General features: G+C 64.0%; 28 protein-coding genes and 1 other RNA gene. 9 read left to right on the top strand and 20 right to left on the bottom strand.

Translation table 11 applies throughout. The features are described from left to right. Positions 1-79: 79 nt before the first annotated feature. A complete protein-coding gene (locus KHN93_RS07775) occupies positions 80-340 on the top strand; it encodes a hypothetical protein (protein ID WP_181141776.1) in 261 nt (86 codons plus the stop codon). On the opposite strand, the gene KHN93_RS07770 is transcribed toward KHN93_RS07775, so the two are convergent. Genes KHN93_RS07770 through KHN93_RS07750 form a run of 6 tightly spaced genes read right to left on the bottom strand, consistent with a single transcriptional unit; the run spans position 334 to position 2,358 of the window. Further along, positions 334-801 (bottom strand): hypothetical protein, encoded by a 468-nt coding sequence (locus KHN93_RS07770; protein WP_104559103.1) that lies wholly within the window; start codon positions 799-801, stop codon positions 334-336. The two genes, KHN93_RS07775 and KHN93_RS07770, sit on opposite strands and share 7 nt — an antisense overlap. After that, complete coding sequence (locus KHN93_RS07765) at positions 798-998, bottom strand: hypothetical protein (RefSeq protein WP_104559102.1); 201 nt, start codon at positions 996-998, stop codon at positions 798-800. Before KHN93_RS07765 ends, KHN93_RS07770 begins: the two co-directional genes overlap by 4 nt. Positions 999-1,000: 2 nt before the next feature. Further along, positions 1,001-1,132, bottom strand: a complete 132-nt coding sequence (locus KHN93_RS21660) for a hypothetical protein (RefSeq protein ID WP_258079120.1) — start codon at positions 1,130-1,132, stop codon at positions 1,001-1,003. Between the two features lies 1 nt (position 1,133). Further along, entirely contained in the window at positions 1,134-1,346 is a 213-nt protein-coding gene (locus KHN93_RS07760) for a hypothetical protein (RefSeq protein WP_104559101.1), read from the bottom strand. Beyond that, on the bottom strand, positions 1,343-1,846 hold the full coding sequence (locus KHN93_RS07755) for a hypothetical protein (RefSeq protein WP_146092486.1): 504 nt from the start codon (positions 1,844-1,846) through the stop codon (positions 1,343-1,345). The genes KHN93_RS07760 and KHN93_RS07755 overlap by 4 nt, the downstream gene beginning before the upstream one ends. Beyond that, positions 1,843-2,358 carry a glycoside hydrolase family 24 protein gene (locus KHN93_RS07750; RefSeq protein ID WP_104559697.1) on the bottom strand — a complete coding sequence of 172 codons (516 nt, stop codon included), beginning with the start codon at positions 2,356-2,358 and terminating at the stop codon, positions 1,843-1,845. The genes KHN93_RS07755 and KHN93_RS07750 overlap by 4 nt, the downstream gene beginning before the upstream one ends. Positions 2,359-2,470: 112 nt before the next feature. Here KHN93_RS07750 and KHN93_RS07745 point away from each other — a divergent pair, with 112 nt between their 5' ends. Further along, entirely contained in the window at positions 2,471-3,022 is a 552-nt protein-coding gene (locus KHN93_RS07745; protein WP_104559099.1) for a YfbU family protein, read from the top strand. A gap of 410 nt (positions 3,023-3,432) precedes the next feature. On the opposite strand, the gene KHN93_RS07740 is transcribed toward KHN93_RS07745, so the two are convergent. Next, positions 3,433-3,798, bottom strand: coding sequence for a hypothetical protein (locus KHN93_RS07740; protein ID WP_104559098.1), 366 nt, complete (start codon positions 3,796-3,798; stop codon positions 3,433-3,435). Positions 3,799-3,923: 125 nt separating this feature from the next. Here KHN93_RS07740 and KHN93_RS07735 point away from each other — a divergent pair, with 125 nt between their 5' ends. After that, positions 3,924-5,018, top strand: coding sequence for a DNA cytosine methyltransferase (locus KHN93_RS07735; RefSeq protein ID WP_146092485.1), 1,095 nt, complete (start codon positions 3,924-3,926; stop codon positions 5,016-5,018). Positions 5,019-5,020: 2 nt separating this feature from the next. Here KHN93_RS07735 and KHN93_RS07730 read toward each other — a convergent pair whose 3' ends face one another. After that, positions 5,021-5,230, bottom strand: a complete 210-nt coding sequence (locus tag KHN93_RS07730) for a YegP family protein (protein WP_104559097.1) — start codon at positions 5,228-5,230, stop codon at positions 5,021-5,023. Positions 5,231-5,313: 83 nt separating this feature from the next. Between KHN93_RS07730 and KHN93_RS07725 the strand changes: the two genes are divergently transcribed. Genes KHN93_RS07725 through KHN93_RS07715 form a run of 3 tightly spaced genes read left to right on the top strand, consistent with a single transcriptional unit; the run spans position 5,314 to position 6,512 of the window. Next, the gene (locus tag KHN93_RS07725; protein WP_104559096.1) at positions 5,314-5,529 is read left to right on the top strand and encodes a hypothetical protein; all 216 of its coding nucleotides are present in this window, start codon (positions 5,314-5,316) and stop codon (positions 5,527-5,529) included. After that, the gene (locus tag KHN93_RS07720; RefSeq protein WP_104559095.1) at positions 5,529-5,732 is read left to right on the top strand and encodes a helix-turn-helix transcriptional regulator; all 204 of its coding nucleotides are present in this window, start codon (positions 5,529-5,531) and stop codon (positions 5,730-5,732) included. The genes KHN93_RS07725 and KHN93_RS07720 overlap by 1 nt, the downstream gene beginning before the upstream one ends. 24 nt (positions 5,733-5,756) lie before the next feature. Continuing rightward, a complete protein-coding gene (locus KHN93_RS07715) occupies positions 5,757-6,512 on the top strand; it encodes a hypothetical protein (RefSeq protein WP_146092484.1) in 756 nt (251 codons plus the stop codon). 297 nt (positions 6,513-6,809) lie between these two features. Here the strand turns inward: KHN93_RS07715 and KHN93_RS07710 are convergent, their stop codons facing one another. Then, positions 6,810-6,980: a hypothetical protein gene (locus tag KHN93_RS07710; RefSeq protein ID WP_181141775.1), complete on the bottom strand. Its 171-nt coding sequence runs from the start codon at positions 6,978-6,980 to the stop codon at positions 6,810-6,812. Between the two features lie 117 nt (positions 6,981-7,097). Next, positions 7,098-7,346 (bottom strand): hypothetical protein, encoded by a 249-nt coding sequence (locus KHN93_RS07705; RefSeq protein ID WP_024939309.1) that lies wholly within the window; start codon positions 7,344-7,346, stop codon positions 7,098-7,100. Positions 7,347-7,500: 154 nt separating this feature from the next. Here KHN93_RS07705 and KHN93_RS07700 point away from each other — a divergent pair, with 154 nt between their 5' ends. Next, entirely contained in the window at positions 7,501-9,198 is a 1,698-nt protein-coding gene (locus KHN93_RS07700; RefSeq protein WP_065048932.1) for a sensor domain-containing diguanylate cyclase, read from the top strand. Between the two features lie 95 nt (positions 9,199-9,293). Here the strand turns inward: KHN93_RS07700 and KHN93_RS07695 are convergent, their stop codons facing one another. Continuing rightward, positions 9,294-9,599, bottom strand: a complete 306-nt coding sequence (locus tag KHN93_RS07695; protein ID WP_024938939.1) for a hypothetical protein — start codon at positions 9,597-9,599, stop codon at positions 9,294-9,296. A 94-nt stretch (positions 9,600-9,693) separates the two neighbouring features. Here KHN93_RS07695 and KHN93_RS07690 point away from each other — a divergent pair, with 94 nt between their 5' ends. Next, a complete protein-coding gene (locus KHN93_RS07690) occupies positions 9,694-10,668 on the top strand; it encodes a GGDEF domain-containing protein (RefSeq protein WP_024938938.1) in 975 nt (324 codons plus the stop codon). A gap of 120 nt (positions 10,669-10,788) precedes the next feature. Here the strand turns inward: KHN93_RS07690 and KHN93_RS07685 are convergent. The 7 genes from KHN93_RS07685 to KHN93_RS07655 all read right to left on the bottom strand — a co-directional run bounded on the left by KHN93_RS07685 (position 10,789) and on the right by KHN93_RS07655 (position 18,641). Beyond that, positions 10,789-10,864: non-coding RNA, sX9 sRNA (locus KHN93_RS07685), on the bottom strand. A 123-nt stretch (positions 10,865-10,987) separates the two neighbouring features. After that, a complete protein-coding gene (locus tag KHN93_RS07680; protein ID WP_039520439.1) occupies positions 10,988-12,412 on the bottom strand; it encodes an efflux transporter outer membrane subunit in 1,425 nt (474 codons plus the stop codon). Next, positions 12,406-13,137: an SDR family oxidoreductase gene (locus KHN93_RS07675; protein ID WP_039520437.1), complete on the bottom strand. Its 732-nt coding sequence runs from the start codon at positions 13,135-13,137 to the stop codon at positions 12,406-12,408. The genes KHN93_RS07680 and KHN93_RS07675 overlap by 7 nt, the downstream gene beginning before the upstream one ends. A gap of 43 nt (positions 13,138-13,180) precedes the next feature. Then, positions 13,181-16,351 (bottom strand): efflux RND transporter permease subunit, encoded by a 3,171-nt coding sequence (locus KHN93_RS07670; RefSeq protein WP_039520435.1) that lies wholly within the window; start codon positions 16,349-16,351, stop codon positions 13,181-13,183. A 105-nt stretch (positions 16,352-16,456) separates the two neighbouring features. Beyond that, a complete protein-coding gene (locus KHN93_RS07665; RefSeq protein WP_024938934.1) occupies positions 16,457-17,647 on the bottom strand; it encodes an efflux RND transporter periplasmic adaptor subunit in 1,191 nt (396 codons plus the stop codon). After that, complete coding sequence (locus KHN93_RS07660; RefSeq protein WP_212579360.1) at positions 17,644-18,417, bottom strand: SDR family NAD(P)-dependent oxidoreductase; 774 nt, start codon at positions 18,415-18,417, stop codon at positions 17,644-17,646. The genes KHN93_RS07665 and KHN93_RS07660 overlap by 4 nt, the downstream gene beginning before the upstream one ends. After that, complete coding sequence (locus tag KHN93_RS07655) at positions 18,414-18,641, bottom strand: hypothetical protein (RefSeq protein WP_104589014.1); 228 nt, start codon at positions 18,639-18,641, stop codon at positions 18,414-18,416. Before KHN93_RS07655 ends, KHN93_RS07660 begins: the two co-directional genes overlap by 4 nt. A gap of 129 nt (positions 18,642-18,770) precedes the next feature. Here KHN93_RS07655 and KHN93_RS07650 point away from each other — a divergent pair, with 129 nt between their 5' ends. Continuing rightward, entirely contained in the window at positions 18,771-19,805 is a 1,035-nt protein-coding gene (locus tag KHN93_RS07650; protein WP_054592674.1) for an XC_2801 family transcriptional regulator, read from the top strand. Between the two features lie 885 nt (positions 19,806-20,690). Here the strand turns inward: KHN93_RS07650 and KHN93_RS07645 are convergent. Further along, entirely contained in the window at positions 20,691-21,416 is a 726-nt protein-coding gene (locus KHN93_RS07645; protein ID WP_016902719.1) for a YiaD family glycine zipper/OmpA-like lipoprotein, read from the bottom strand. Positions 21,417-21,708: 292 nt separating this feature from the next. Beyond that, positions 21,709-23,127, bottom strand: coding sequence for a cryptochrome/photolyase family protein (locus tag KHN93_RS07640; RefSeq protein WP_212579359.1), 1,419 nt, complete (start codon positions 23,125-23,127; stop codon positions 21,709-21,711). Between the last annotated feature and the right edge of the window lie 33 nt (positions 23,128-23,160).

The raw sequence follows: 23,160 nt of genomic DNA, 5'->3' as shown, positions 1-23,160 counted from the left end.
GTTCGGCCTCTAGACGGCCCGCGGAACGAGCATTAAAGAAATTGCCAGGCCAGCCGATTATCCGCCCATGGAATTACCAATGAAATTTCGCGTTGCAATGTGGGTGATCGGAACGCTGCTCGGCATTCCGACCAGTTACCACGGGCTCGTATGGCTTCAGACGAAGGTGGCCAAGCAAAGCCTGAACTGTTTCCAGGACCTATCCGCCGCTGATTACTACTCGTCATCAGAGGCTGCACGCGCCGCCGAAGCTAGTTTTTCCGCATGCCGCGATGCTGTGGATGCCAAAAAGGGAACCATCGAATTTCTGCGTGAAGAACGCCGTCGCACGCATCACTGACTGCGGTCTGCGCTGATCACGGTTTGGCAGGCGCGGAGCTGGTCGTCGGCGTCACGGCCGACTCGAACAACAGCGCCCGCAAACTCGTCTCGGCGCTCGGCGGCCGCATCACGTTCGGCGGCGCCGGCGGAAGCCTCGGTGAGGCGCTGGGTCTCACAGCTGGCCCACCCGTCCCGCAGCTTGAGAGCACCACTGCGCAGGCCAGCCACAACAGCATCAGGGACGGCCTGGGCCGCCTGCCGGTCTTCTTCATGCTTGGCTCCAATGTCGGCCAGTGCCTCGGCTTGTTGGTGTTCAGTGGATCGGGCGGCCCGCTCCCCGGCTAGGGCGCCGAGGGCGGCCCCTGCCTTCTGCTCGCTGGTGGCGCCCTCGGCACGATCACCCCGCCAGGCCCAGCCGGCACCGAACATGGCGGCCGACCACACAAGCGCGGCGATGATGGCGATCGCCGTGCGGTTCACGGCGCTCTCTCCGATACCGCCTTGGTCACCGCCGCACCGCACAGCGGGCAGGCGATCTTGTAGTAATCGCCCTCGCGCTGGTCGGGCTGGCGAATGGCCTCGTTGGTGTTCCACTCGAACACGGTGCCGCAAGTGTTGCAGGCGCTCTCGTGGGTGTCCCCGAGCGACGGGTGACGCCCCTGCTTGATGATGCGCATGGTCAGATCCTTGCGTTGGTATAGGCGATCCAGATCCAGGCCAGCCCGGCCAGCAGCAGGCCGCACAGCGCGGTGATCAGCCAGCCGGGTGGATCGCGTGGCGGCGGCAGGCCGCGGTCCCAGTTGTCGGCCATGTCAGGAGCCCGCCTCTCGCTGCGCCCGGTAGTAGTAGCCACCGATGGCACCCATCAGCGGGCCCAGGTTGCCCAGGAGCAGCATCAGCACGTCCTTATTGCCCGCCGGGATCTCCGAGTTGACGAGCACCGCGATGGCCAAGCCATAGAGCAGGAACACGATCAAGGCGATGCCGAGTCGTGCTGTGCCCATGTTTCGGCTGATGAAGGTCATGGCGTGACCGCCGATGCTCCCATGACCAGGCGCATGACCAGGCGCGACACTGCGCGCTTATCGCGCTCGGTGGCATCGCTGAACATCTCCCAGCGGAACTCCTGGATCACCGAGCCGAACTCAAGCCAGTCGCCCTTGCGTGCCGCTGCCCACAGTTCGGCGCTGCCGCGCACCACGGTGGCGCCGATGATGTCGGCGATGGCGATGATGTACGGCAGCGAGCCGCGCATTTCCGGGTGCACCGCCAGCAGCTCGAAGAATCGACCGCGCAATGTCTCCTGGGCTTCCATGACGTCCTCGGTCAGCTCCAGGGTGGCGGCGCGCTCACTCTGCTCACGGGTTTCGATCGCCCGGCCGTAGCCCAGGCGCAGCACGTGCCGGCTGTCGCGACGTGGGCGGGTTGTCCGGCCCCAGCATTCCTGCAGCAGCAGCACCGCCTCGTTGAGCGATTCGCGCTCTGCGGTTAGCAGGGCTTCGTCGTCCAGGTCCGGCATCGTCATGCGCTCCCGACCTTGCCGCCGGCCTTCTTGTACGCGGCGATGAGCTTCTCGATGGCGTACTCGGGCTGGCCGTAGCCGGCACCCGGTAGGCTGGCCCACAGGTTGCGCACCTTCGCCACCGCTTCCACGAAGCGACCGGCCTGGATGTCGGCGATCGCGCGCCGCTCCTTGATCAGCTGCAGCGCCCACCGGTCCTGCGAGAACGGGCCGAAGTCCGGCAGCTTCAGCAGGTCGCGGTAGTGCGCGTAATCCTTGAGCATGAACTGGTAGCGGCCAGACGCGTTGCTAGTCAGCCCCTTCGTGTTGATCGCCTTCGACTTGCGGCCGCCGGCGAACGGATGCCGCGAGTAGTCGGTGAAGATCTCGGGCTTGCGATCCGCGCCGGTGACGATGACGTCATACCCGGCGTTCTTCGTCGCTGGGCTGGTCGATGTGCCCTCGGAATGCGCCAGCATGTCCAGGAAAGCCACGACGTTGCGGCCACCGGCTTGTTGGGACGTGATGACCGCCATGATTTTCTCCAATGTTTTCTGCAGAGCTCCAGGCCTAATACAGCAGGCAGCGCAATCAGGAGCCGCTAGAATCGGGCTGCCGCCAGAAGGCGGCTATCTATAGGGGAAAGGAATGAATGACACCGACTACCTCCGCCTGATTGCCGCAATGGTTGCTGACATCCATAAGCAGACCGTTACGGATGGCGATGTAAATTCAAAGCTAGTTTCAGCAGCGCTGTGGAATCAAGAAGACTGGGCGATTCGCTGGGAACACAATTATTTATTTCCCGATGCGGAGAACCCGCCACATGTTAAGTACGTTGTATCGGTACTCGGCATGTGGACAACCATCGAAGACTCGTATGGGCTATTGAGCGAGGCAGAGCAATCTAAAGTAGCTGCCGAAGCCAAATTCAATAGCGGAAAGAAGCCCGAATTTCACGGCTTTGACGGCAATGAGGAGGCGGAGTACTCCAGCGTTGCCCGCATGCTGATTGAACATCTAAAACGATTTGAGACCTTCAAAGAGCGCTACATGAACACGCACTCCCCGACGACCGAGAGGTATACGAGAATGCTTGAGGTATACAAACCAATCAATTCAGCCCGCTCAAATAATCCACACAACGGATTGAGCGCAGAAGAACTAATCGAAATTCTCAACGCCCCTTATAAGAGGTAAGTGGAAAGCCGCGGTGTTCTGCCACCGCGGCTATTGGGGTGCCCGCCCCGCTGCCGGCTAGGCACGAGGGTTGATCCGGTCTGGGATGCGGGCATTGAAGAACGGCGAGCACCGCCGCGGTGGTCCTGTCCCTTCAGCAGGTCCGCTGCGCCGCGCTGGTCCCGCCCAGCTGGGCAGTTCGCGGCAGTGCTCTCCGATAGGTACCGACCGCCGCCGGCGGATTGGTGGGCGGCGTCATGTCGCCGGCCCGTGCGCGATCCCGGCGCGCAGCGCCTCGCTTCTCGACGAGGACCTGGCACGCTGGCAGCGGTCGGTGTTGGGGCCCCAGAAACGCGAAAACCCGGCGCTAGGCCGGGTTTTAGGGGGAACTTTTGACAGTCGCAGAATCAAACCATTTGCTTACGTCACTGTCAACCGTGGCGGCCAAACCATTCCAAAGATCTGCGGTAGGCATCGAACCGAGTGCCGTATACATCCGTATAGACCAACGCGATCTCCAGTCGTGACAACTCTAGACGTAGCACGCCGATATCTGCTCCTGCCTGCATGGGATCTCGCGCAAACCTGAGCAATACAATTTGCCTCATCTGACCCACATGGCGCCTATCAATGTTGTCGACGAACCACTCGCACGATTTCAGGCTGGTTGCTTTATGGAGTGCATCGAACCTTTCCACACCGTCCTGCAAGACCCTTAAGGAAAGCATCCTCATTGGCCCTACTCCAACGTTTTCTAGCGCGACCGTGATTTGATCCTTGAGGTCTTCAAACTTCACTTCAGGAATTGGAGTGACAGAAACCCTGTTATGCGTCTTCTGGGCGCGCCAGGCCAAGTAGGCGATAAAGCACGCCAAAGAGGCGCGCGGAGGCGATCGAACGCGGCCTGGTTGCGCCGGAAGGCATGGGGAACGTGCTGGCCACGGCCAGCGGTGGCGGCGCGCGAGATCTCGATCAGCCACTGCCAACCATCACCACGGGCGGCGCAGGCGGCGGGCGTCCTGGCTGTGCACGTCCCCAACTGGTGGAGCCGCTCATCGTGATGCGCACCAACAGCGATGGCGGACGCACCTCACGTCCTATTGATGAGCCTCTGCCCACAATCTGCACCGCCGGTGGCGGCTTCCTCGCTGACCCGCTGATCGTCCCGGTGTCGAACAGCAGCAACAAGGCGCCGCCGCGCAGCACCGAGGAACCGCTGCGCACAGTTACCACCGCGAAGGGCGGCGATCAGGCAATGGCAGTGCCGCTCGTGGCGCCCTACTACGGTGGAGGCTCAGGCCTGACCGCTGCTGCGGTCAGCGAGCCAGTGCCTAGCGTGACCACGAAAGCACGTTTCGGCCTGGCTGAGCCTGTGCTGATGCGTGCCGGCCACGGGGACAGCGACGGCCGCGATCCAGCCAGCCGCATCCTCAATCCCGACGCACCGGTGCCAGCTCTGACCGGTTCCAACGAGGTGGCCATCGCACAGCCGATAGTGATGCAGGGCAACGTGGGCATCGGCCGCTCGCGCGACATGCGCAGCGCGGCCGATCCTTTGCCGACGATCACGACATCCGAATCGCTGGCACTCGCCCTGCCAGTGACTCACCACGGCGACACGCGGACCCATGGCATGGACGAACCGCTGCCAACTATCACCGGTGCCAACCGCGGGAAGCTGGGCCTGGCGGCGACATTTTTGGTGCCGAACTATGGCGAGCGAGACGGACAGTCGCCGCGGGTGCACAGCGTTGATGAACCCGTTCCGACGGTCACCACCGCGAACCGCTTCGGAGTAGCAGAGCCAGCTGCAGCGGTGGCCGACGAGATTCGAATCGACATCAACTACCGGATGCTGCACTGGCGAGAGCTGGCGCGCGCAACTTCCTTCGATGACGAGGGCGAGGTCTACGACTTCGCGGGCAATGCCACCGAGATAACCAAGCAGATCGGCAACGCGGTACCTAACCGCACGGCAAAGGCGCTCGCCCTGTCACTGCTGAGGGATCTTGTATGAGATCAGGGCTCCCAAATCTTATCTGTGCCGTTCCAGATCGCGGCATTCGTAGCCACGGCAGCAACCAACCGTGCTCCATGAACGCAGTCCGCTTTACGTTGATAGCCTTCTGCAGAGTCTGCGATTTTCTTCGAATTGACTGCGTAAAGGGTCCAGCGCCATTCACCCTTTGCGTCCTTGTAGATAACGAACTGCTTCGGAGCCTCCGCCATCGCACGTCCTTTATGCCAAGCCGCCTTGGCTCGACCGGGACGTTACTCCCTACATCTGGCATCCGCAATCTGGCTAGGGACGCATGAAGCCCCAGCTCTTCCCGCGCGAGCCCCGCCGGATGAAACAGCCCGCCAAGGATCTGCTCCGGCAGCAGCTCGCCATGGCCGCCGACCACATCGAGCGGGTCACCGCCGAGAACCAGGCTCTGCGCGCCATCTGCGCAGAAGCCATCAACACATGCCAGGGCCAGGCCGAGCAGCTCCGGGCCGCACTGGTAAGGAAGGAGAACATCAAATAATGAGCAATACGAATCCCCAGCAGCGTCTGCTAAGGCTTAAAGATGTGATGAACCAAGTCAGCCTCTCCAAGTTCACCATATATGCGATGATCCGCCGCAAAGAGTTTCCAGCTCCGATCCACCTCGGAAGTACGTCAACTTGGGTAGAAGCAGAAATTCAAAATTGGATTACCGCAAAGATTGCTGACCGTTCGGCCGCCTAGCTTTCATTCTCACGATCTGCGGGAATGCAAGCGATCAATATAAGCGCAGGTAAAATGACACAGATAGCCGCAAGTATTTCGCGAGCAATTGAGAAAAACTCGATCGACCTAATTGTCTCCCGTGACGTCAAAGACGTTTTCCGAGAAGAGACAAAGAAGGGAAAAAGCAATTTGGTGACCACCAGCTTTATCGCGATCTTGATCGCAACTCTTGAGCTTAAAATATCAAGCTTTGCTGGGATTGCTTCGGCGTCTGGCATTCTTGCAGCAGATGTGACGCGCGGATTGGCGTGCCTAGCGGTTGTTTATTTCCTCGTTGCATATGTTCTCGACGTCTACCTAGATGCTGCGACCTGGAGCTTGGAATCAAAGCGCCTCCGCATCTCTCCTTATCTGGTTTTAGTTCGCCATACAGAGCAAATGTATAGGAATTGCTCCGAACAGCTTAAAAACGTCGAATGGACAATAAACCACCTTATATCCCTCGAGCCCAGTCTGCGGGACAACTCGATTTCTTTCAAAAACTTTCAAGATGCTACCGGCCAACTCCCAGCTATTGCTAAGTATCAGGACGAGCTGCTTACGGAGATCCGCCCGCTGCTGCAAAAATGGTCCGAAACCCTAAGAGCGTTCGCTAAGCAAAGGAACCAGAGGCGCGCTGCACAGGCATTTCGAGTTTGGTTCTGGGACGTAACGACCCCTGCCTTACTTGCAGCCCTAGCAATCTGGAAGACATGCGATGGCCTGCCTCTGATTGTTTCCCGTCTTCTTGCCGTTTAAGGCAAGGGAAGTTGGGGGCATCGTTAGGGGTATCGGATGGCAGTCAAAAATTTCTTTCTCTTACCGATCAACCACTTACATTAAAAAATTGGTAGAGCCCACCTCCACCAAACAACGGTCCTAAGACGACCGACTAAGGCCGGGACTCCTCGATGCAGAGGGCTCCCGGCCTTTTTCATGGGCGATACCCTGTCCTGGAGACGCACGATCGACAGCGAGATGGCTCTGACAGGATGCCTCGCCAGTTGATGCCCGGCAGCCCGTGCATCGCAGCCGACTGCAGGCTTACCTGCTGAGTCAATTAGTGACGTTTACGGTCTGTTCGGTGCGTTCGGCGGGTGTAGTTGCGACGACGTTGTCCGCGTCATGCGCCGGCACGGCATCGCCACGCAGTTGATCGAAGAGCGCGAGCAGTTCGGTGGCTTCCTGCTGCAGCAGGACCAGGGCACTTTTGTTGGGCTCTTGCATGTCGCTTCCGTCGAAGACGCTCCCCAGCGTTCTCCCGGAACGGAAGCAAACGGTATGCCAGCTCATCTGGCACTGAGGAGCGCCGGCTTGGTCGATGCGACCAGACGCACATGCGCCTCAGGCGGATTCGAGCTGCCGTTGCGCTTCGGCGTGCATGGCTTCCAGCGTCACCATGCCGGCGACGCGGGCGGCGGCCATGGCGCTGCGGTGGTCGGGAAATGTGGCGGAGAGGGCACTGCCTGCCAGGTCGCCGGCGCTTGCGGCACCAATCTGGGCGATCTGCCAGTCGGCAACCCAGCCGCGGCTAGGGCCATCGCCCTGGGCAGCGCGACAGGTCAATTGATAGCTACCTAGAAAAATGACCAATCTGTTGCCCGGCTCGGTGACGAACGCGAAGGATACCGCCGTGCCGGCGCCGGAGCGACCTCAACCCCTTCCCGCAGCTGACTGGCAAGCGAAGTGGAGCATAGGCACGCGGCTTGCATCAGCCTCTACCAGACGATCGGTGTTGGGGAACACGGTGTTGACCAAAAAAGCAAAACGCCACGCCGCCGGCGCCTTGTTGCTCGGCGGGATGATCTTCGTCCTGATCGGCGTGGGCGGTTATTTCACTACGCAGCGTTCGCTGTCCGACGCCGGCTGGGTGACGCATACGCAGGAAGTGATTGCCAGCATCGACGAGATCCAGGCCGGGATGCTGTCGGCGGAGTCGTCGGTGCGCGGCTATGTCCTGACCGACAACGAGGCGTTTCTCGGGGTGTACGCCGATGCGATCGGGCGGCTGCCCGAGCGCATCGTGCGGCTGGATGCCCTGGTGCAGGACAACCCGGTGCAGCGGCGCAACGTCGTAGCGCTTGGACGCCTGGTGGACATGCGCCTGGTACAGATCAACGACCTGTTGCACAGCTATCGCAAGCAAGGCCTGGATGGCGCGCGCGCGTCGATCGCACGTGGCGTGTTCCAAACCTCGTCTTCGCTGCGCCGCCAGGTGCAGACCATGACGGAACTGGAGCGCCAGCAACTGGTAAAGCGCAACGACACCAATGCGCGCAGCGCGCAGTGGGTGCTGTGGGTGACGGTGGTCGGGATCTTCAGCGGCTTGCTGGTGATGTTGCTGGCCTACCGGTTGCTGTCGCGCGAACTGGAACGGCGCGTGCTCGCCGAAGACGCGGCCAGCACGACCAGCGAACGCCTGATCGAATCGTTCGCCACACTCGAACGCACGTCGGCGGGGCTGGAGGCGCTGGCACGTTACTCGGGCCTGCTGCAGAACTGCCGCAATGCCGAGGAAGCACTGGAAATCACCGCACGCACGATCGCTCCGCTGATCCCCGGCGCAGCCGGCGCGGTCTATCTGTTGCGCGCCTCGCGCGATCGTGCCGAGCAGGTGGTGGCCTGGGGCACGATGGCCGACGACGACAACGCCAGCATCGCGCCGGATACCTGCTGGGCCCTGCGTCGCGATCGCACGCACGTGGTGGAAGACGCCAGCCAGGGCATGCTCTGCCAACATGTCGGCGCCAATCTTCCGGCGCATGCCAGCACCGCCTGCATCCCGTTATCGGCACAGGGCACGCAATTGGGAATGCTGGCGCTGCGCAGCGAAGACCCGCGCGATCTGGCCTCGCTGACCGTGGCCGAGGCCGCGGCCGAACAACTGTCGCTGGCGTTGCACAACCTGCGCCTGCGCGAAACGCTGCGCCAGCAATCCATTCGCGATCCGTTGACCGGTCTGTACAACCGCCGCTATCTCGAAGAAGCGCTCAATCACGAACTGGCGCGCTGCACGCGGCGGGTACAACCTTTGTCGGTGCTGATGCTGGACGTGGACCACTTCAAGCAGTTCAACGATCTGCACGGCCACAGCGGCGGCGACCGCGTATTGGCGGCAATCGGCGACTTCCTGCTGGCACAGACGCGCGGCGAAGACATCTGCTGCCGCTACGGCGGCGAGGAGCTGACGATCATCCTGCCGGAAGTCGATCTGGCGACCGCCTGCAGGATGGCAGAGAAGCTGCGTGCCGGCATCGAGTCGCTGCAGGTCATGGCCGATGGCGTCTCGTTGCCGAAGGTCAGCGCCTCGTTCGGTGCGGCCAGCTTTCCCGAACATGCAGGCAATATGGCGCAGTTGCTGCGGCGCGCGGACGAGGCGCTGTACCGCGCCAAGCAGGCCGGACGCAATCAGGTGGTGAGTGCGGGCACCCCGGCTGCAGGCTAAGGCATGCCGTTATCGGCATTGAACCTGCGCCTGCAGGCATACCTTCGTGCCATGCCCTGCAATATAAGCGTTTTAGTGCCCGCGCAGACCAGGATTCAAGCGCAACTGCGCCCATCCGCATCGGTTGGAATCAGGCCAGCGCCTGCCAGCATGCCGTCGACGCGCGTCCGCACATAGGCCGCGTCCTCGGCCGCGGCACTGCTCAATAGGGCCTGGGCACGCGCTTGAAAATCGAGATAGTCGAAATCCGCATCTTCATCGGCCGATAGCTGCGGCAGTTCGTCCTGCAGCGCATCCAGGCGCGTGTCGAGTTCTTCGCGTGTGGGCATGGCAGACTCCAACGGCAAAGACGCTACGGTTGCGGCACGGCCGTCAAGGATGTGCGAAGCCCGGCGCGGCAACGCTTCATTTTCCTACCCGTTGCCGCGGCGCGTGCACGCTCAACTTTCGCAAGGCTCCGCCGATAATGATGCCGACTCCTATAGAACCTTCCCTGTGATCCTCCACCTGCGGCGGGATTTCCGCCTCGGCATCGTCAAGATGCTGGGGCCGATCACCGCGCTGTTGCTTTGCCTCTATGCGGTGTACCTGGCCATCACCGGTCAGGCGCTGGCCTGCCTGATCACTGCATCGCTCGGTGTGCTTGCGATATGGCGTGGCTGGAAGATGCGCGATGCCGAACGCACCGGCGCCGGTGGCGTGTGGCTGGCGTCCATCAATGTCGGCGGCTGTCTGGTCGCCTGCTGGAGCGGCGGCGATGGCGCCCTGCCCTGGCTGTTTCCGGTGCTGGCCACCAACTACTTCCTGTGCGGCCCGCGACGCGCCGTGCTGCTGAGCCTGCCGTTGCTGGCGGCGCTGTTGCTGTTGCCGGGCCTGATCGTCAGCCCCGGCCAGGGCGTGTCGACAGTCGTGGTGACGCTGGTGACGCTGGCGGTGGGGTATGCGTTTTCGCTGCGCATGCAGGACGACCGCGTGCATCTGGAAGAGCTGGCCTCGCTGGATGCGCTGACCGGCCTGCCCAACCGGCGCATGCTCGAACGTGCGCTCACCCATCAGATCGACCGGCGCCAGCCGCATGAACGGCTCAACAGCCTGATCATTCTGGATCTGGACCATTTCAAGGAGGTCAATGATCTCTACGGGCACGCCGCAGGCGACGCCGCGTTGTCGGATCTGGCCACCATCCTGCGCTTTGAAGTACGCGAGCCGCATCAGGTGTTCCGCTTCGGCGGCGAAGAATTCGTGGTGCTGTTGCGTGCCGGCTCCCTGCAGGAACTGGAAGCGGCCACCGAACGCCTGCGCAAGGTGATCCGCAACGGGCTGCGTGGCCCCGGCGGGAGGATCACCGTGTCGCTGGGCGCGGCGCGCCATGACGGCGAAACGCATTGGCAGGACTGGTTTTCGCGTGCCGATGCCGCGCTGTATCTGGCCAAAAACGGTGGCCGCGACAGCGTGCGGGTGGCCGACTGAGCGTAGCTCCTCGTAGGATCAGCCAGCCCGCAGCCACGCCGACTCGGTGCCCGAGATCCATTCGCCGTATTGGCGGACGACGCGTTGGCGCCGCTTCTCTCCACCGGCGCAGCTAAGCCCGACTAACAAGACGTAGCGAGTAGTCGTCTGGTGGTTGCGGAAGGTGCGCAGGAACACGCACATACCGGTGGTACATGCCAATTCCGGGCACCAACCGCGCCCGCCCGAGGGCTGCGCAGTGGTGTGCCAGCCGTTCCAGGACGCGCTGGCACAGCCGGGTACCTGCAGGACGACCTGACGGCCGCCCTGCAGCCCTGCCCTACCGATTGAGCACGGCCACCGGTGCGGCAGGCGCTTCGCCCTGCTTCCAGCCGCCCAGCGCCTTGTACACACCGACCACGCCGACATTCACCGCGGCTTCGGCCTGCGCCAGCGCATCGTCGGCGGCCAGCTGGGTGCGTTGCGCGTCCAGCAGGGTCAGGAAGTCTTCCGAGCCCTCGCGGTAGCGGATCTGCGCCAGTTGTTCGGCACGCCGCGCCGCATTGGCCTGCTCCACCACGATCGCCAGGCGCGCCTGCTGGCGGCCATAGCCGATCAAGGCGTTCTCGGTGTCTTCCAGCGCCAGCAACACGGTTTGCTGGTATTGCGCCAACGCACCGTCGGCCTGCGCCTTGCTGGCACGCAGGCGTGCACGCACGGTGCCGAAGTCGAATGCCGCCCAGCTGATCGACGGGGTGATCGACCAGGCCTTGCCGCTGCCCTCGGTCAGCCTGGCCGCGTCGCCGGACAGGAAGCCGACAAAGCCGCTGACGCTGATGCGCGGGAACAGATCGGCGGTGGCCACGCCGACCTGCGCGGTGGCCGCTGCCAGGCGACGTTCGGCGCTGCGCACGTCCGGGCGCTGACGCAGCAATCCGGCGGTATCGCCCAGCGGCAATGCACGTGCGAACGCGGGCGTGGTACGCGCCACCAGGGTGGCGTCCAGGGCATTGGGCGCCTGGCCGAGCAGCACCGCCAGGCGATGGCGGTACTGCGCTTCGGCGGTTTCCAGCAACGGAATGTCCGCCTCGATCGCCTTCAGGCGCGCCAGGCTGCTCTGCACATCCAGTTCGCTGCCGGCGCCCAGATCCCAACGCGTCTGCGTCAGCCGCTGGGTGTCGTGCAGGTTGGTCAGCGTGCGCTTGGACACCTCCAGCTGCTTTTGCGTGCCGCGCAACTCGAAGTAATTGCGCGCCACTTCGGCAGCGACGGTGACCTGCACGTCGAGCAGACCGGCCTGCTCGGCTTCCAGATCCGCACGCGCCGCTTCCGAGGCGCGCCGCTGACGGCCGAACAGATCCAGCTCCCAGGCCGCATCCAGGCCCAGGGTGGTCTGTTCGGTGAGGAAGCGCTGGTTGCCGGCAACCACCTGCTGTTGTTCGCGTCGATCGAAGCTGCCCTGCGCGGTGATGTGCGGGGCCTGGTCGAGACGACGCTCGACGAACACCGCACGTGCCTGCTTGACGCGCGACACGGCGATGCGCAGATCGTGATTGGCGAACAAGGCATCGCGCACCAGTTGCTCCAGCACCGGGTCGTCGAACTGCGACCACCAGTTACCGACCGGCGATTCGCTGCTGAAGGCCGCATCCTGCGCGCCCTGCAAGGTCACCGCGGCCGGCGGGTCGGGCCGGTAATCCGGCCCCACCGCGCAGCCGCTGAGCACCAGCGCGGCCAATGCCACGCTCAGGAAGTTTCTTACCATGGCAACACTTCTCCCAGATGCGTAAAGCTGCCGGTGGCGCCGTGCGCGTCGAGCAATGCCATCTGCACGCTGCTGTACGCGCCCTGCTCCACCTCGATCTCGCCGCCGCCACCGTTCATGTCGGTTTTGACGTAGCCCGGATGCACGGTGTTGACCTTGATGGCGGTGTCGCGCAGCTCATGGGCCAGGTGCACCGTCCAGCTGTTGACCGCGCTCTTGGAGGCGTCGTAGGCGGGAATCTTGAAGTCGTAGATCGGCGAACCGGGCTGGGTATGCAGGGTCAGCGAGCCGAGCATGCTGGACACATTGACGATGCGCCCGGCCAGCGAGCGACGCAGCAGCGGCAGGAATGCCTTGGTGACGCTGACGACCGCGAACAGGTTGGTGTCGAAGGTGCGCTTCCACACCTCCAGGCTCTGCTGCGACGGCGTGCGCTGCATGTCCTCGATCATGATGCCGGCGTTGTTGATCAGGATGTCCAGGTGGCCATGACGCTGTTCCACCGTGCCGACCGCCGCAGCGATGCTGATGTCGTCGTTGACGTCGAGCTGGATGGCCTCCACCGGCAGGCCTTCGGCCTGCAGCTTGAGTGCGGCGGCGACGGCATCGTCGCGCTTGCGCCCGGCCAGCAGCGTATGCACGCCGGCCTGGGCCAGTTGCCGAACGGTTTCCAGGCCGATGCCGCGGGTGGCGCCGGTGACCAATGCGATCTTGTGGTTGCTCATTTCAATGTCCTTGTACTGCGAATGGGGGTTTGGGACGACGCACTCACGCCTTGACGTGATCGTGCGCAACAGTGGCCGGTGCAGCGGCTTCGCGACGCGTCACCCACTTGCGCAGCGCCACGTAGAACACCGGGGTCAGGAACAGGCCGAACAAGGTCACACCGAGCATGCCGGCGAACACGGTGATACCGGTGACCGAGCGCACTTCGGCGCCGGCGCCATGCCCGAACACCAGCGGCACGGTGCCGGCGATGAAGGCGATGGAGGTCATCACGATCGGACGCAGACGCAGGCGGCAGGCTTCCAGCGCGGCGTCGACGATGCCCTTGCCATGCATTTCGAGTTCGCGGGCGAACTCCACGATCAGGATCGCGTTCTTGCACGCCAAGCCCATCAGCACCACCAACCCCACCTGCACGAACACGTTGTTGTCGCCGCCGGTGAGCCACACGCCGAACAAGGCCGACAGCAAGGTCATCGGCACGATCAGGATCACCGCCAGCGGCAGCGTCCAGCTCTCGTACAACGCAGCCAGCACCAGGAACGCCAGCAACACCGCCATCGGGAACACGATCAGCGCCGAGTTGCCCTGGGTGGATTGCTGATAGCTCAGGTCGGTCCACTCGATGTTCATGCCGTTGGGCAACACCTTCGGCGCCATGCCGGCCAGCGTCTGCATCGCCTGGGTGGAGGAGAGCACGCGCGGGTCCGCTTCGCCGATCAGGTCGGCCGCCGGGTAGCCGTTGTAGCGGATCACCGGATCCGGGCCGTAGGTCTGGCCCAGCGTGACCATGCTGCCGATCGGCACCATCTGCCCGCGATCGTTGCGGGTGCGCAGGTTGGCAATGTCTTCGACGCTGTCGCGGAACTGTCCATCGGCCTGGGCGATCACCTGATAGGTGCGACCGAAGCGATTGAAGTCGTTGATGTAGGACGAACCCAGATAGGTCTGCAAGGTGTCGAACAGGTTGGTCAGCGGCACGCCCTGTGCCTTGGCCTTATCGCGATCGACCTTGGCATCGAGCTGCGGCACATTGGCCTGATACGTACCGATCGGGAACTGCATGCCCGGCGTCTGCGAGATCGCACCGGACATCGCATTGACCGCACTCTGCAACTGGCCATAGCCCAGGCCGGCGCGGTCCTGGATGTACAGCGAGTAGCCCGAGCCCTGCCCCAGGCCCAGGATCGGCGGCGGCATGAACGCAAACGCAAAGCCCTGCTGGATCTGGCTGATGCGTGCGTTGATCTCCGCATTGATCTGCGCCGCAGTGCGGCTGCGCTGGCTGAATGGCTTGAGCGTCAGGAACACCGTGCCGGTATTGGGCGTGTTGGTGAACTGCAGCGGGTTCAGGCCCGGGAACGCAATCGCGTGGTCCACGCCTTCGGTCTGCAGCGCGATCTGGGTGATCTGACGGATCACTTCGTTGGTACGTTCCAGCGAGGCGCCTTCCGGCAACTTGGTACCGGCAATCAGGTACAGCTTGTCCTGGGTCGGAATGAAGCCGCCCGGCACCACCTTGAACATGAAGCCGGTGACCACCAGCAGCAGCACATACACCGCGAACACCGCGCCACGCTTGCCCAGGGTGCGCGAGACCGCGCCCTGGTACTTGTGCGAACTGCTGTTGAAGAAGCGATTGAACGGACGGAACAACCAGCCGAACAAGCGGTCGATCAACCGCGACGGGCCATCCTTCGGCGCGTCATGCGGCTTGAGCAGCATGGCGGCCAGTGCCGGCGACAAGGTCAGCGAATTGATCGCCGAAATCACCGTGGAAATGGCGATGGTCACCGCGAACTGCTTGTAGAACTGGCCGGTCACGCCCGACAGGAACGCCATCGGCACGAACACCGCGCACAGCACCAGCGCGATGGCGATGATCGGCCCGGACACCTCGCGCATTGCCTGATGCGCAGCAGCCAACGGGGCCAGCCCTTCTTCGATGTTGCGCTCGACGTTTTCCACTACCACGATCGCATCGTCGACCACGATGCCGATCGCCAGTACCAGGCCGAACAGGCTCAGCGTGTTGATCGAAAAACCCAGCAGGTAGAGCGCGGCGAACGTTCCGACCACCGACACCGGCACCGCCAGCAACGGAATGATCGAGGCGCGCCAGGTCTGCAGGAACAGGATCACCACCAGCACCACCAGCAGCACCGCTTCCAGCAGCGTGTGCACCACCGCGCTGATCGAGTCGCGCACGAACACGGTCGGGTCGTACGCAGCCGACCACGCCATGTCCTGCGGGAACTGCTTTTCCAGCTCGGCCATCTTGGCGCGCACCGCATCGGACAATTCGATCGCGTTGGCACCCGGCGACTGGAACACGCCCATGCCCACTGCGTTCTTGTTGTCCAGCTGCGAGCGCAAGGTGTAGTTGCCAGCGCCCAGTTCCAGACGCGCCACATCCGACAGGCGCACGATCTCGCCGCTGTTGCCGCTGCGGATCACGATGTTGCCGAACTCTTCTTCGGTGGTCAGGCGGCCCTGCGCATTGATCGACAGCAGGAAGTCGCTCTTGTTGGGCATCGGCTCGGCGCCAAGCTGGCCGGCGGAGACCTGCACGTTCTGCTCGCGGATGGCCGCGACCACGTCGCTGGCGGTCAGCCCGCGCGCGGCGACCTTGTCCGGATCCAGCCAGATGCGCATGGCGTAATCGCCGGCACCGAAGATCTGGATCTGGCCCACGCCCGGCAGGCGCGACAGTTCGTCCTTGACCTTCAAGGTGGCGTAATTGCTCAGGTACAGCGAGTCGTACTTGCCCTTGGGCGAGGTCAGATGCACGACCATGGTCAGCGTCGGCGACTGCTTCTGCGTGGTCACGCCCTGCCGCCGCACGTCCTCGGGCAGACGCGCCTGCGCCTGACTGACGCGGTTCTGCACCTGTACCTGCGCCTGGTCCGGATCGGTACCCGGCTTGAAGGTCACGGTGACCACCAGCACGCCGTCGGAGCCGGCGACCGACTTCATGTACATCATGTCTTCCACGCCGTTGATGGCTTCCTCAAGCGGCGTGGCGACGGTCTCGGCGATGACCTTGGGATTGGCGCCCGGATACACCGCACGTACCTGCACGCTCGGCGGTACCACTTCCGGGTACTCGCTGATGGGCAGCAGCGGCATGGCGATCAGGCCGGCAGCGAAGATGATGATCGACAGCACCGCGGCAAAGATCGGCCGGTCGATGAAAAAACGGGAAAAGTCCATTGGGGTGGTCCTGAAAGAGGTTGCCGCCAGGTGGCGGCGCGGCACAGCGGCCCCGAACCGGCCTTGTTTCAAGGCCGGTGGTCACGGACGCGATGCAGCGATGAATCAGTTCGAGGCGGTGCGCTTGTCCGGTGCCGTGGCCATGGCCACGGTCTTGGCATCGACCGGCATGCCAGGCATGAAGATCTTCTGCACGCCATCGACCACCACGCGGTCGCCAGCGGCCAGTCCCTTGCGCACGATGCGCAGGCCATCGGCATTGCGGCCCAGCTCGATGTCGCGCCGTTGCGCCTTGCCGTCCTTGTCGACCACGTACACGTACTTGCGGTCCTGATCGGTCAGCACGGCCTTTTCGTCGACCAGCATGGCCTTGAACTGGCCGCTGCCCAGCAACTGCACGTGTGCATACAGGCCCGGCGTGAACTGGCGCTGCGCGTTGTCCAGCACCGCACGCACGCGGATGGTGCCGGTGCTGCGGGTCACCTGGTTATCCAGGAAATCCACGCGCCCGGTGTGCGGGAAGCCCTGCTCGCCGACCAGGCCGATGCGCACCGGCAACTCGCCGCCGCGCGCATCCGGACGCTCGCCGTTGCGCGCCATCTGCGAATAGCGCAGGAAGGTGCCTTCGTCGGCATCGAAGTACACAAACACCTTGTCCAGCGACACCAGCGTGGTCAGCACGCTGGCGCTGTCGCTGGCGGTGACCAGATTGCCGGCGGTGACCATCGCACGCCCGGCGCGGCCATCGATCGGCGCACGCACGCGGGTCCAGTCCAGGTTGAGCTTGGCGGTATCCAGCGCGGCCTGTGCGGCCAGCAGATCGGCGTCGGCCTGATCGGCGGCAGCGCGGCGCTGCTCCCAGGTCTCGGTCGAGATGGCCTGCTGGTCGGACAATTTGCGGGCGCGTGCCGCTTCGCTGCGGGCCAGCGTGGACTGCGTGCGTGCACGCACCAGCGCGGCATTGGCGCGCGCAAATTCGGCACGGTAGCTGCGGTCGTCGATGCTGAAGAGCACATCGCCCTTCTTCACTTCGGCGCCTTCGACGTAGTTGACCTTGTCGATGTAGCCGGACACGCGCGGGCGCAGCTCAACGCTTTCCACCGGCTCGATGCGGCCACTGAATTCGTCCCACTGGCTGATCTCCTTCAGCAACACCGGGGCGACGCTGACGCTGGGCGGCGGCGGCGCGCCGGTCTCGGCAGCCTTGCTGCCGCAACCGGCCAGCACAACCGCGAGTACGGCGCCCGTCAATACAGTACGCAAGGGAAAACGGAACGGGGTGGCGTTCGGGGTCATGGGGAAATCTCTCGGGTGGGGATGGGAAAATGCAGACCTGCGAGCCGGTCGGCCGAAGGAGCGGCGTGCAGACGACGGCTGACGGTCACGATGGCTTGCCCGGGCTGGCCAGGCCCGGCGATCAGCGAAACTGCGGCACGGCCGACATCCACGGCGCGGATCCATTCCGGACACGCGTCCTTGGCACGGCCCGGCGTACACACCGGCTGCTCGACCGACAGCAGGTGCACGCGGACGCCGAGCGGCTTGGCCTCCTCGTGCAGGACCTGGGCGAGCATGCGGGTGGCGGCAGCGGCAATCGAGGTATCGCCGTGCGCGGCCCAGGCACGCAGCGCGCAGGGGCTGCCCAGCAACAGGTAGCGGCCGCCGCCCTCGGCCTCGGCCAGCAGCGGCAGCAGATGCCGCGCGGCCGCCAGGTGCGGCAGCACGTCGCGCTCGATGCGGCGACGCAGCGCGGTGACCGGGCGGTCCAGCAGGCGGCCGGCCTTGAGCGGGCTGCCCACGCTGGCGATCACCGCCGCCAGCGGACGCGGGCGCTGGGCCAGCTCGCCGGCCAGCGCCTGCGCCGAGGTGTCGTCGGCGACCGAGCCCTGCAAGGTCTCCAGCAGCGGTGTGTGGCCATGCTGCGCGCGCAGCGCGTCGAGCTTGGCGGCGTCGCGTCCAATCACCAGCACCGGCATCCGGGCATCGAGCAAGGCGGCGACGATACCGGCGCCGACATTGCCCGCGCCGCCAATGACGGCCGTCTCGGATTGGACCATCCCGGTCATGGGACTTTCACTCCCGACATCGGGACAATTCCGCGCTGTGCCAGACGCGCCGACAGTCCAGTCCGCTGTGTCGGCGCGCCGCCGGCCTGACGCCGGGGCGATGCCGAGAAAGTGCGCGAAACGCCGGCACGCGGGCTTCTCGCCGTGGAAACCACTGGATCGAAGGCACCTTCGATGGCGCTACGCGATGTCGACGACAAGCCGAAAACATTGCACAACCACATGGCCGTGCTCCTGCATGGAGGGGATGCCGCATAAGTTAGGCCCCAAACCAGCACTTGATTAGTCCGGATTTAGGGGAATAATCGTCCCGTAAGCGGTCTAATCCCTCCTGACCCCTGGAAGGCAGTCCCATGACTCACGATCTCAACGACACCCTGATCTTCGTCAAGGTGGTCGAACAAGGCAGCTTCATCGCCGCCGCCAACGCGCTCGGCCTGCCCAAGACCACCGTCAGCCGCAAGGTGCAGGAACTGGAAACCCGGTTGGGTGCCCGCCTGCTGCACCGGACCACGCGCCGCATCGGCCTCACCGAAGCCGGCTCGGTCTATCACGAACATTGCCAGCGCATCGCACGCGAACTGGAAGAGGCCGAGAGCGCCGTCGGGCAGTTGCAGTCCGGTCCGCGCGGCTGGCTGCGCTTCACCGTGCCCTACTCGCTGGGCATCACCTGGATCGCACCGTTGTTGGGCGAATTCCATGCGCAATACCCGGAGATCCAGCTGGACATGCATCTGGGCAACGAGAAGCTGGACTTGATCGGCGGCGAAGCTGATCTGGCATTGCGTGTCGGCGCGCTGCCCGACTCCAATCTGGTCGCGCGCAAGCTCGGCAGCCTGCGCACGCAGGTCTTCGCCAGCCCGTCCTACATCGAGCGCTATGGCGAGCCGCTGCATCCGGACGAGCTGCAGTTCCATCGCACGCTGGCGCTGCGCAAGAACCGCAACGTGCACAACAACCGCTTTTTCTGGTCGCTCAGCGACGGCAGCGATGTGCGCGATTTCCCGGTCAATCCGTTGATGGTGGCCAACGATCCGGCTGCGCTCAATGGCGCGGTGCTATGCGGCGAAGGCTTGCTGTTGACCGGCGATGTGATGGCCAAGCCGTTCGTGCAATCGGGTCTGGTGCGCCGGGTGCTCGCGGGTTGGACCGGGCCGGAGGTGGACTTCAACGCGGTGTTCGCCGGCGGCCGCCTGGTCTCGCCGAAAGTGCGCGCCTTCGTGGACTTCCTGGTGACGCGGATGAACTTCGACGCGGACTACATGATGGCGCAGTGCCCCGCGCGTCTGGCCGCGCAAAAGGCCGACAACGATGCAAAGATCGAGGTCGGCGCAGACGCGGAACTGCGTGCAGAAGGCAAGCGCATCCTGGAAAACGTCACGGCGTAGTCCGTAATCAAATAGTCGCCTAACGGAGCACCCTTCTCCCCCTCGGGAGAAGGTGCCCGAAGGGTGATGGGGAGACGTTGCCCGTACAAGCGAAAACGTCCCGGCTGCTACAAATCTCGAATCCCGAATCCCGAATTCCTGCAGGGGTATCGGGGCCATCCGGCGCCGGTACTGCTTGTCGCGGCGAATCACCATGACCGCTGTCGACCGATGCAATCTTGAAGCAACCGCGCGCGCTTTAGCGTGGTCTGGAGATCCGACGCTGCGTTGGTCAATGCCTAGCGATAACGTCTAGCTGCAAGTCAAAAGATCAGTCGGTCGAGTGCGCGGTGCCCTCACCGCTTGCGGGACACGCCGTGAATCCGTCCATGGAGGCTCCTCGGCGGCATCCATGCCGCCGAGGGTCCCGCAACCGGCAAGGACACCGCACCAGAGAGTTGGTCGGCTGCTTTTTTAAGGATTGTTACTCGGCTTGCGATAGCAGATGCGACGTTTGTAGCTTGCGTGTTGAAAGCACGTTTGTTGCTCGGCTTGCGACGGGAAAATGGTGAGAGGTTGATCGAACACTTAGTGCTCCAAGCAACGTACGGCATGCTCTGCTTGCAAACATGCACACCGACCATCTTCGATGGTCCTTGCCCGCCCACCGTCGCGGGACCTTACGCGGCATGGATGCCGCGTAAGAGCCTACACGGACGTACTTGCGGCGTGTCCCGCGATGGTGGGCGGGCAAGGACCCTGCAGAAAACCCTCAGATCGGCAGCTTTGCACCTGATGCGCCTGATCAGAAAATTCGCAGCGCAAAAAAACAGGCCGCTTTCGCGGCCTGTCTTGCTTACTCATCGCGGCTCGTCAATCGACTCGCCACGATTCAGTGCGGCAGACTCAACGCATGCCCGTGTTGTTCCCGGCACCCTCCGAGCGCAGCGGGATTAGGCGGATTTCGACGCGGCGGTTCTGTGCGCGGCCGGCATCGGTGCTGTTGTCGGCGATCGGGTAACGCTTGCCGGCGCCCATGGTTTCCATGCGCTCACGCTGCACGCCTTGTGCGGTCAGATATTGCGCGACCGCGCCGGCGCGTTCTTCGGACAGACGCTGGTTGACCGCGTCGCTGCCGACGCTGTCGGTGTGACCGACCACTTCCACCATGGTCTGGTTGTACTCGCGCAGTGTGGACGCCACGCCATTGAGCGCGCTGTAGAACTGCGGCTTCAATGCAGACTTGCCGAAGTCGAAGGTGATGCCGTCGGGCAGGTTCAGGGTGATGTTGTCGCCCTGACGCTGCACTTCGATGCCGGTGTTGGCGGTGCGCTCACGCAGTGCGCGCTCCTGGCGATCCTGGTACTGACCAACCGCCGCGCCGCTGAGCGCGCCGATGCCGGCGCCGACCATCGCATGCTGACGACGCTCGGTGGCGCTGTCGCCGGTCAACAGACCAGCGGCCACGCCGATCGCGGTGCCGATCAGCGCGTTGCGGCCGGTGCGGTTCTGCTGTTGGGTCTGCTCGCCGTACTGGTCGCGCTGCACATACGAGCCGCCGGTGGCGCAGGCGGACAACGCAATGGCGCTGGCCAGGGCAACGGCAAGGCTCTTGGTGGCTGCTGGGGACATGGTGTTCTCCTGTGGCCGGACCATCCGGCACTCAATCGTGTCGGCGAGGATAAACAGGCCAACGCGACTGGCGCATGATGAAACCGACCTCCGATCGCGCGCAGCTAGTGCTGCATTCAGGAAAACGTTTTCTGCGTGGACAGCACCATGTATCCGCGTCACGCATTCGATGATGTACGAAACAAGCGTTGCAGCGCACGCACGCAACGCTTCAGCCTTGCAAAAGCAAACACGCAGAAGCGAGCATCAGCTGACCACGCTATCAGGAGGTCGCTCACCCTGCCGCACGCGCTTAGCCGCGCGTCTTCGCATACGCCGCCAGCGCCGCATCGCGGCCTTCGGCCAGGCCGATGATCGGCGTGCGCGGATACTCCGGTGCCAGACGCGCCAGCGACAACGGATGCAGCCACGGTGCGAAGCGTTCCTTGACCGCAAGCTTGCCGAGCTCAGGTACCCAGCGCGTGATGTAGGCGGCCTGCGGATCGAACTTCTCCGCCTGCGTGACCGGATTGAACACACGGAAATACGGCGCCGCATCGGCGCCGGTACCGGCCACCCATTGCCAACCCAGGGTGTTGTTGGCCAGGTCCGCATCCACCAGCGTGTCCCAGAACCAGCGCGCGCCTTCGATCCAGTGCACGCGCAGATGCTTGCACAACAGGCTTGCCACGATCATGCGCACGCGGTTGTGCATCCAGCCGGTGTGCCAGAGCTGGCGCATGCCGGCATCGACGATCGGAATGCCGGTGCGGCCCCGCTGCCAGGCCTGCAATGCGACCGGGTCCAGCTTGGCCCAGTCAAAGCCTTCGAAGCGCGGGTTGAGATTCTGGTTGGTGGTGTCGGGAAAATGGTGCAGCAGGTGATACGCAAAATCGCGCCAGCCAAGCTGGCGGATGTAGCCGTCGATCTCGGCACCGTTGCGTGCGTTGCGATTGGCCTCCAGCGTGCCGGCGATCCGCCACGGCGCGATCTCGCCGAAATGCAGATGCGGCGACAACTGCGAGGTGCCGACCCGGTCGGGCCGGTCGCGGTTTTCGCGATACCCGGACAGCGCGCCATCGATGAAGATTTCCAGCATCTCGTGCGCGCCGGCCTCGCCGGGCTGCCAGTGTTCCCAGAAGCCTCGGTCCCAGTCCAGCGCCGGCAGCAGCCCCAGCGTGTCCAGCGCAGCGCTCTTCAAGTGCGCAGGCAACGGCGGCAGGCTGCGCGGTGCCGGCACGGCAGCCGGCAATTGCAGCTGCGTAAGCGCATTGCGCCAGAACGGGGTGAACACCTTGTAGGGGCCGCCCTGCTGCGTCGTCAACTGCCACGGTTCGACCATCAGTGCGGAGTTGCAGCTCTGCACTTCGATCCCGCGCTCGCGCAGGCTGCGCTTGATCTGCGCATCGCGCGGCTGCGTGGCCGGCTCGTACTTGCGGTTCCAGTACACCGCCACCGCCTTGGTCTGCGCGATCACCTCATCCAGCACCTGCGCGCTGTCACCGGCGCGCATCACCAGACCGCTGCCCAGTGCGCGCAGGGCCGCGTCCAGCGCCGCGAGCGAGCGATGCCGCCAGCTCCGCGAGGCGGCGCCTGGCGTCCACTCGCCCTCTTCGTGCGGCGCATCGATATACAGCGGAATCGGCTGATGCCCCGCATCCAGCGCAGCCTGCAAGGCCGGGTTGTCCTGCAGGCGCAGATCGCGACGGAACCAGACGATGGCGTAGGACATACAAGCTCGGCAGCGGCGATGAGGCGCGCAGCA

The organism is Xanthomonas arboricola pv. juglandis, from assembly GCF_905367715.1.
Taxonomy (GTDB): domain Bacteria; phylum Pseudomonadota; class Gammaproteobacteria; order Xanthomonadales; family Xanthomonadaceae; genus Xanthomonas; species Xanthomonas arboricola.
Note: the sequence above shows the minus strand (reverse complement) of the source record. Positions and strands in the feature narration are given on the sequence as shown.

Excerpts from the sequence above, each read along its gene's own strand:
- KHN93_RS07775 (WP_181141776.1), top strand. The coding sequence starts at position 80 with ATGAAATTTCGCGTTGCAATGTGGGTGATCGGAACGCTGCTCGGCATT.
- KHN93_RS07765 (WP_104559102.1), bottom strand. The coding sequence starts at position 998 with ATGCGCATCATCAAGCAGGGGCGTCACCCGTCGCTCGGGGACACCCAC.
- KHN93_RS21660 (WP_258079120.1), bottom strand. The coding sequence starts at position 1,132 with ATGGCCGACAACTGGGACCGCGGCCTGCCGCCGCCACGCGATCCACCC.
- KHN93_RS07760 (WP_104559101.1), bottom strand. The coding sequence starts at position 1,346 with ATGACCTTCATCAGCCGAAACATGGGCACAGCACGACTCGGCATCGCC.
- KHN93_RS07755 (WP_146092486.1), bottom strand. The coding sequence starts at position 1,846 with ATGACGATGCCGGACCTGGACGACGAAGCCCTGCTAACCGCAGAGCGC.
- KHN93_RS07750 (WP_104559697.1), bottom strand. The coding sequence starts at position 2,358 with ATGGCGGTCATCACGTCCCAACAAGCCGGTGGCCGCAACGTCGTGGCT.
- KHN93_RS07745 (WP_104559099.1), top strand. The coding sequence starts at position 2,471 with ATGAATGACACCGACTACCTCCGCCTGATTGCCGCAATGGTTGCTGAC.
- KHN93_RS07735 (WP_146092485.1), top strand. The coding sequence starts at position 3,924 with ATGGGGAACGTGCTGGCCACGGCCAGCGGTGGCGGCGCGCGAGATCTC.
- KHN93_RS07730 (WP_104559097.1), bottom strand. The coding sequence starts at position 5,230 with ATGGCGGAGGCTCCGAAGCAGTTCGTTATCTACAAGGACGCAAAGGGT.
- KHN93_RS07725 (WP_104559096.1), top strand. The coding sequence starts at position 5,314 with ATGAAGCCCCAGCTCTTCCCGCGCGAGCCCCGCCGGATGAAACAGCCC.
- KHN93_RS07720 (WP_104559095.1), top strand. The coding sequence starts at position 5,529 with ATGAGCAATACGAATCCCCAGCAGCGTCTGCTAAGGCTTAAAGATGTG.
- KHN93_RS07715 (WP_146092484.1), top strand. The coding sequence starts at position 5,757 with ATGCAAGCGATCAATATAAGCGCAGGTAAAATGACACAGATAGCCGCA.
- KHN93_RS07710 (WP_181141775.1), bottom strand. The coding sequence starts at position 6,980 with ATGCAAGAGCCCAACAAAAGTGCCCTGGTCCTGCTGCAGCAGGAAGCC.
- KHN93_RS07680 (WP_039520439.1), bottom strand. The coding sequence starts at position 12,412 with ATGGTAAGAAACTTCCTGAGCGTGGCATTGGCCGCGCTGGTGCTCAGC.
- KHN93_RS07675 (WP_039520437.1), bottom strand. The coding sequence starts at position 13,137 with ATGAGCAACCACAAGATCGCATTGGTCACCGGCGCCACCCGCGGCATC.
- KHN93_RS07670 (WP_039520435.1), bottom strand. The coding sequence starts at position 16,351 with ATGGACTTTTCCCGTTTTTTCATCGACCGGCCGATCTTTGCCGCGGTG.
- KHN93_RS07665 (WP_024938934.1), bottom strand. The coding sequence starts at position 17,647 with ATGACCCCGAACGCCACCCCGTTCCGTTTTCCCTTGCGTACTGTATTG.
- KHN93_RS07660 (WP_212579360.1), bottom strand. The coding sequence starts at position 18,417 with ATGACCGGGATGGTCCAATCCGAGACGGCCGTCATTGGCGGCGCGGGC.
- KHN93_RS07655 (WP_104589014.1), bottom strand. The coding sequence starts at position 18,641 with ATGTGGTTGTGCAATGTTTTCGGCTTGTCGTCGACATCGCGTAGCGCC.
- KHN93_RS07650 (WP_054592674.1), top strand. The coding sequence starts at position 18,771 with ATGACTCACGATCTCAACGACACCCTGATCTTCGTCAAGGTGGTCGAA.
- KHN93_RS07645 (WP_016902719.1), bottom strand. The coding sequence starts at position 21,416 with ATGTCCCCAGCAGCCACCAAGAGCCTTGCCGTTGCCCTGGCCAGCGCC.
- KHN93_RS07640 (WP_212579359.1), bottom strand. The coding sequence starts at position 23,127 with ATGTCCTACGCCATCGTCTGGTTCCGTCGCGATCTGCGCCTGCAGGAC.